Raw genomic sequence first — 5,703 nt, 5'->3', positions numbered from 1 at the left:
GCGCGAGGCGCTGTGCCACGCCACCGAGGCCACCGCAGCCGCCGCGGCGGTGGTGGATGGCCTGAACCACGGCGCCGCAGGCGAAGCCGCCGACGCCGCGCTGAGGGCACTGTGGGCCGCCGACAACCGGCTGATGGCCACACCGGCGGTGGTGCCCGCCGATCTCGGTGTGAAGGCAGGGTATCTCGCCGAGCAGCTCGAGGCGTTCGGCCAGCTTGAACCGCGCCACTGCCGCGCCATCGTTGCCGATCTGCTGCGCATGTTCCCCACCGCCTGAAGGGCCAACCCGACAGGCGGCGGGCCGCCGAGCGGCGCCCCCCGCCCATCACATCGGGAACACAGGCCCCTTTTCCAAGCCCCGAGCATGCCTCGGGGCTTTGCCGTTAGGGCGTCCAAGCCAGCCCGCCATCCCGGCGCATTTTTCGTGTACGAAAATATGGACGGCAGAGACTTTTGCGTGTACGAATAATCCCATGAAGATCACCTGGGACGAGCCCAAGCGCCAGACCAACCTCGCGAAGCGGGGAATGGACTTCGCGGCCCTCGACCTGGCGTTCTTCGCCGCGGCCACCGTCGCGCCGGCCAAGAAGAACCGCTTCATGGCAGTTGGCGTCTTTCAGGGCGCCGTCATTGCGGTGATCTTCGCGCCGCTCGGCTCGGAAGCGCTGGCCGTGATCTCGATGCGCCGCGCCAGCCGCAAGGAAAGGGCAGCCCATGGGTACGCGTAAGCACAAAATCGCCCCCCTCACCGATGCCGAGGAGGCGGAAATTCAACGGCAGATCGCGGCCGATCCCGACGACGCAGAGTTGACCGACGCACAGATCGCGCAGGCCAAGCCCTTCGCCGAGGCGTTTTCCGGAGCTGATGGAGAGCATCAAGCGCGCGCGGGGCGCCCCAAGGTGGAGAGCCCCAAGGAGGCCGTGACGCTGCGCCTGGCGCCGGAGACGGTGGAGCGCTTCAAGACCATGGGCGGGAAGGACTGGCGCGCGAAGATGAGCGAGGCCCTGGAGAAGGCGGCGCGGCGCGGCTGATCAGGGCGCGCCCTTGGCGGACGGGCGCGGTGGTGGTGCACCGAAGGCCCGCGCCGGACGCCGGCTCGCAGGGGCTCGGCGAGAAGAGGCAATGCCGAGGCTGTCGCCCGCCCGCGGTGGGCCGGCCGCAGTCCTACGCCGGGAGCGGGCAAGCCTTCGTGACGGCATCGAACACGCGATCGGATCCCTTGCCGACCTTGAATAGCATATCGAAGGTCACGACCTTATAGGTGACGCGTAGGTTGTGTCTCAGTTTGAAATTTGGGGAGAGAAAAGGGTCCGGATGCGCTCCTGGTCGACCCCGCTGATCCGGGCTCCGGTAAGGTGAACCGTTCCAATCGTTGGGTGCCCCCAGAGACTACCCTTCTTCGCGAGGATCCGATCTCGACTACCAGGCAAGAAAGGCTCTCCTGTCAGCAACGCGTCGAATGTTCTAAGGCCAATTACAATTATTTGTTTAGGTTGGAGAGCGCAGACAATGGCCTTTGCGTGCCGAAAGCTAAAATCCTCCAGATGATGGCGTAATGGCTTTGGAATCCGATACCAGTCCTCAATGCTTGGCGCACGAAAGAAGACCGCATTCAATCCGGTGCATCGCGCGACGATGTCGCCACCCCATATGAACCGAATTTTCTTGGCGAGAGGCCAATCTTTCGTGGCGTAGTCGCATGTCTCCGGCCAAGTCTCGTGATGCTGAATGTTCTCGATCTCTCGCCCGCCCGGTTGGTAGCCGATGAACATGTATGGGGCTCCAACGGTCGGTGGCCCATACAGAACGCGGAAGCCCAAAGCAGCTGGTCCGAGCTGCGCTTTCACATCTGCATATAGCCGACGCGCTTCGGTATAAGCGCGTCGGCAGACAGCTTCATGGTCGTTCATGCTGGCCGCTTCTTGTAGGGGCCGCGCTTGCCCGGCTTGGGTGAGGCCTCATCGATCATGACCGCCATATCTTCCATGCTCATGAGCCCGTCGGACACGCCCGCGGCCATCGCAGGCGTTACCTTGTGCGCACGGTGCAGCTTCGCGAAATTGTACCAAACGGTATAGATCGCCACCATGCGCATGTGGTTCTCGAACTTCTTCGAGAAGGCGTTCATCAGGCGGGTGAAGCGGCGCACCTGCATCCGCATGGTGAGGTTCTGCCGCTCCGCAAAGGAAGTGCTGACTTGCTTGGGATCGGGGGAGCCTTCAATCCGCTCCTTCCGGGCACCGATGCACTCTGCAGGGCTGTGGCGGCCACGGGCGCTTTCCGGAGCCGTCCCGTACAGCTTCACAAGCATCGCTTAATCCACGTGCCCACCGAACGCGCCCTCGACCGCCTCAAGGTACGCCTTGTGCCCGTCTGAGGTGAGCTGCACGCGGTTCGCGAGGCGCCCCGCCAGATCGTCCATGAAGGCCATCGCATATTCGCTGTCACGGCCGCCCCGCGTCCAATAGACCATGCCTCTGTGAGACGGCGCGAGGTCAGCCAGAAACGCGAGATTCTGTGTCTCACAGAAATAGGTCTTGATTTTTGGACGGATCGTCTCACAATATCTTTGATTTAAATGGGACGATGGGGGCCACCAATGGGCATGTTGGTCGGGTACGCTCGAACATCGACCACGGAACAGGTGGCGGGGCTGGCTGCCCAGGTAAGGGACTTGGAGGCAGCCGGGTGTGAGAAGGTTTGGCAGGAGCGCGTTAGTTCCGTTGCCGAGCGTCTCGCCCTCAAAGAGGCCCTCGCCTTTCTTCGCGACGGCGACACCCTCGTCATCACCAAGATCGACAGGCTTGCCCGCTCCACCTTTCACTTTTGGGAATTGGTGCAGAACCTCCAGAGCCGCGGCGTGGCGTTGCGCATCCTAAATCTCGGTGGAGAGGTGGTGGACACGGCGAGCGCGACCGGCCGGCTCACGCTCACCATCTTCGCCGGCTTCGCGCAGTTCGAGCGCGAGATCATGCTCGAGCGCCAACGCGAGGGCATCGCCAAGGCCAAGGCCGACGGCAAGTACAAGGGCCGCGCTCCCACCGCGCGGGCGAAGGCTGGCGAGGTGCGCAAGCTGATGGGTGACGGCAAGAGCCCCACAGAGATCGCGAAGGTGCTCGGAATTGGGCGCGCCTCTGTGTACCGAATTCTTGGCTCGACGTTAAATAACGACGATTGACTGACTTCAATCAATCAAATTCTAAAAATTTTGAATGCAAACGACTTTGCTATTTCTATCGCAAAAATAAATTATGATTATTTAGTAAATGTACATTTGCGTTCTAGACAAATACTTCGGCCTTTCCGGAATACCGACCTCAGAGCGATCCCGCGCAAGGGGATAGCATCGCGCCGGAGACGGTCAATGCCGGTCGACCCCCGCGGGCGGGGGGGCCGCCGCCACCTATTAGCATTTGGTGCGCGAGATGGTCGCCGCGCGGGGGGGAGCCTCAACCGCCCATGCCTCGGTTTGGTATAGCTCAGGTCAATCCCCGCAGGCGGGGGTGCTGTGCGGGGCGTGCCTATTACTCCGAGACAGATGGGTCGATGCCCCCGCGGCGGGGGAGCCGCCAACTCGGTTGTCGCCGATTTCGACCCGCCGGGTCGATCCCCGCGCAGGCGGGGGAGCCCGCTCGGTGACGACGGAGATCCGCGCCTGCTCAGGTCGATCCCCGCGCAGGCGGGGGAGCCGAGACCGGGATGGTCTGGAGCACGCGGGCGGAGGGTCGATCCCCGCGCAGGCGGGGGAGCCCTGCGACATGTACGGCAAACTGCTACAAGTTCCAGGGTCGATCCCCCGCGCAGGCGGGGGAGCCGCCGACTCCTGTGCGTCCGAAATTCTCTGTCGGGTCGATCCCCGCGCAGGCGGGGGAGCCCCTAGGCTATAAGACATTGACTTCATTAACGATGTCAAAAAGCGCACTTCAACCCCGGTTAGCGCTTCACGAGCAGCGCGCCGTCGAGGTCGCTCAGGTCCCGGGGCGGCAACCCGAGGGTGCGGATGCCAAGGCGGCCGGCGCACCCGTCATCCTTCCACATGAGGATCAGCGCGCCGCCTGGCATCGCCGTCCACCAGTCGGAGACCACCGACCACTCGCGCTCGCGCACGCCTTTCGAAAGCTCTGGCGAGACGAAAACACCAGGCGCCGCTGCCGGCATGATGGAGCGAGAAAGCCCCGTGCCGTCTCCAGTCCAAGGCGGCTTTTGAGCATCGCATCACCGTGGCGGCTTGAGCAGCAGCATGCCGAATCCGAACGCCCTGTGGCGCCCGATGCCGCGTGCGAGCGTTGCCCCGAATGCCGATCCGTCCGTGATCCTGAGGTGGCCCGAGAAGCTGGCGTCCGGCCCCTCCTGTTCCGTCAGTGCGCGCGCCGCATTGCGCCGTGCCACACGGCTGCGCCGGAAAGCGTCGAGCGTCGCGTGCTCGATCTCGGCGCCCGGCAGGTGCGCGGCGAGCCACGCGCGATAGACCGTGCCGCGATCGGAGCCGGGCGGCGACAGAACGAAGGCGTCGACCTCCTTGGCACGCGCGCGGTCGCCGTCCCGGTCGGTGCGCAGCATCGGCCGGACGCGGATGGAGAACCCGAACCGGCTGCCGGCCTGCCATGACTGCGGCATGGCCTTCGATGCGAAGGTGGAAAGCCCGATGGCCTCGGCGACGTCGGGCTCCGCCGCGGCCGCAGCGAGATCGAGCAATTCCGATCCGGGCAATGCGCTGTATGCGAGGACGGCCGCGGGAAGACGTGGCGACTCCACCAGCGCGAACGGCTTGGGCGCGGCGGCACCGAACGCGGCGGCGAGCAGAGCGTGGAGCGCATAGCCGAGATCGTCGCCTCGAACCAGAAGCCGGCGCGCCTCAGCCCACCGCACCAGCCGGCCCATGTCCGGCTCGAGCTTGATCATGTCCAGGCTCATGGCGCAACCTCCACCGTGAACGCCGCACGGGGAAGGCTTCGGAACCGCAAAAGGCGCGCACCGCCATGGACGCCGGAGAACCAGTCGCGCTCGTCGGTGACATAGCCTTCCCGGTCTTGGGGGGCGGCCTGCTCCGAGGCCGGAAGCATCAGGCGCAGGCCGTCGCTCTGCGGATCATCGGCGAGAGGCGCCGCGATGAGCGCCGCGGTGAGGGTGTCGGCCTCGGCGAAGCCGAGATTGATCGGGCCCGAAGGCAGGCATGGCTTGCGGCCGAGGAAAAGCGGACGGGTCGGCTCGTCGAGGGCGGCTGCCACGTCATCCAGCGTTGGCGCCTCCTCCGGCGGAAGCAGCGCCAGCGCCACGGTCGCGGCCGCATCGGCATCGTAGTCGCGCCGCCGGATGTGTGGGCCGAGATAGGTTCCCGCCCCGCCCGCACGGCCTTCGGGCCGGCCATGCGTCGTCCACCCCTTGTCGCCGCCGTCGAGTTCCGCGGTCTGGAAGTCGGTGAACCGGTGGCCCTCGCGGTCGAGGCGGGCGGCATATACCAGTCGCCGCTGCAGCCCGTCCAACAAACCGCGGTCACCGCGCGACCAGCCGAGCGCATTGGCGATCAGCCCGGTGAGCATCGACTTGCCGGGAAAGTCGACGACGACACCCCGCGCATCCACCATTTCGCCGCCGAAGGCGAGGAGCGGACCTTCCAGTCGCAGCAGCAGAAAGCGGGCCATGGCCGTCAGGCCGCCGCCGCGCCGGCGCCGCGCGACGGACCGGGCGCGATTCCTCTGGCT

General features: G+C 65.4%; 8 protein-coding genes and 1 pseudogene. 4 read left to right on the top strand and 5 right to left on the bottom strand.

The features are described from left to right. The 3 genes from AC2W7M_RS18595 to AC2W7M_RS18585 all read left to right on the top strand — a co-directional run. On the top strand, positions 1-277 hold a 277-nt coding region (locus tag AC2W7M_RS18595; RefSeq protein WP_486133948.1), incomplete at its 5' end, for a hypothetical protein. A 196-nt stretch (positions 278-473) separates the two neighbouring features. Further along, positions 474-728 carry a BrnT family toxin gene (locus AC2W7M_RS18590; protein ID WP_486133946.1) on the top strand — a complete coding sequence of 85 codons (255 nt, stop codon included), beginning with the start codon at positions 474-476 and terminating at the stop codon, positions 726-728. Then, positions 715-1,032 carry a BrnA antitoxin family protein gene (locus AC2W7M_RS18585; RefSeq protein ID WP_486133945.1) on the top strand — a complete coding sequence of 106 codons (318 nt, stop codon included), beginning with the start codon at positions 715-717 and terminating at the stop codon, positions 1,030-1,032. Before AC2W7M_RS18590 ends, AC2W7M_RS18585 begins: the two co-directional genes overlap by 14 nt. 249 nt (positions 1,033-1,281) lie before the next feature. Here AC2W7M_RS18585 and AC2W7M_RS18580 read toward each other — a convergent pair whose 3' ends face one another. Both AC2W7M_RS18580 and AC2W7M_RS18575 read right to left on the bottom strand, forming a co-directional pair. Then, positions 1,282-1,911 (bottom strand): hypothetical protein, encoded by a 630-nt coding sequence (locus AC2W7M_RS18580; RefSeq protein ID WP_486133943.1) that lies wholly within the window; start codon positions 1,909-1,911, stop codon positions 1,282-1,284. Further along, positions 1,908-2,474: pseudogene (locus AC2W7M_RS18575) on the bottom strand (IS1 family transposase); the annotation flags it as partial. The gene AC2W7M_RS18580 and the pseudogene AC2W7M_RS18575, both read right to left, overlap by 4 nt. A gap of 126 nt (positions 2,475-2,600) precedes the next feature. On the opposite strand from AC2W7M_RS18575, the gene AC2W7M_RS18570 reads away from it, so the two are divergent. Then, complete coding sequence (locus tag AC2W7M_RS18570) at positions 2,601-3,179, top strand: recombinase family protein (RefSeq protein ID WP_486133941.1); 579 nt, start codon at positions 2,601-2,603, stop codon at positions 3,177-3,179. Between the two features lie 755 nt (positions 3,180-3,934). On the opposite strand, the gene cas2e is transcribed toward AC2W7M_RS18570, so the two are convergent. The 3 genes from cas2e to cas5e form a co-directional block, all read right to left on the bottom strand. Continuing rightward, positions 3,935-4,159 carry a type I-E CRISPR-associated endoribonuclease Cas2e gene (cas2e, locus tag AC2W7M_RS18565; protein WP_486133939.1) on the bottom strand — a complete coding sequence of 75 codons (225 nt, stop codon included), beginning with the start codon at positions 4,157-4,159 and terminating at the stop codon, positions 3,935-3,937. A 57-nt stretch (positions 4,160-4,216) separates the two neighbouring features. After that, positions 4,217-4,915: a type I-E CRISPR-associated protein Cas6/Cse3/CasE gene (locus tag AC2W7M_RS18560; RefSeq protein ID WP_486133937.1), complete on the bottom strand. Its 699-nt coding sequence runs from the start codon at positions 4,913-4,915 to the stop codon at positions 4,217-4,219. After that, a partial coding sequence (gene cas5e / locus AC2W7M_RS18555) for a type I-E CRISPR-associated protein Cas5/CasD (RefSeq protein ID WP_486133936.1) occupies positions 4,912-5,703 on the bottom strand: 792 nt, incomplete at its 5' end. The genes cas5e and AC2W7M_RS18560, both read right to left, overlap by 4 nt.

The organism is Xanthobacter sp. BG11Y11_SDJG, from assembly GCF_057364445.1.
The sequence above is the reverse complement of the archived record's forward strand: the minus strand, read 5'-3'. Positions and strand labels throughout refer to the sequence as shown.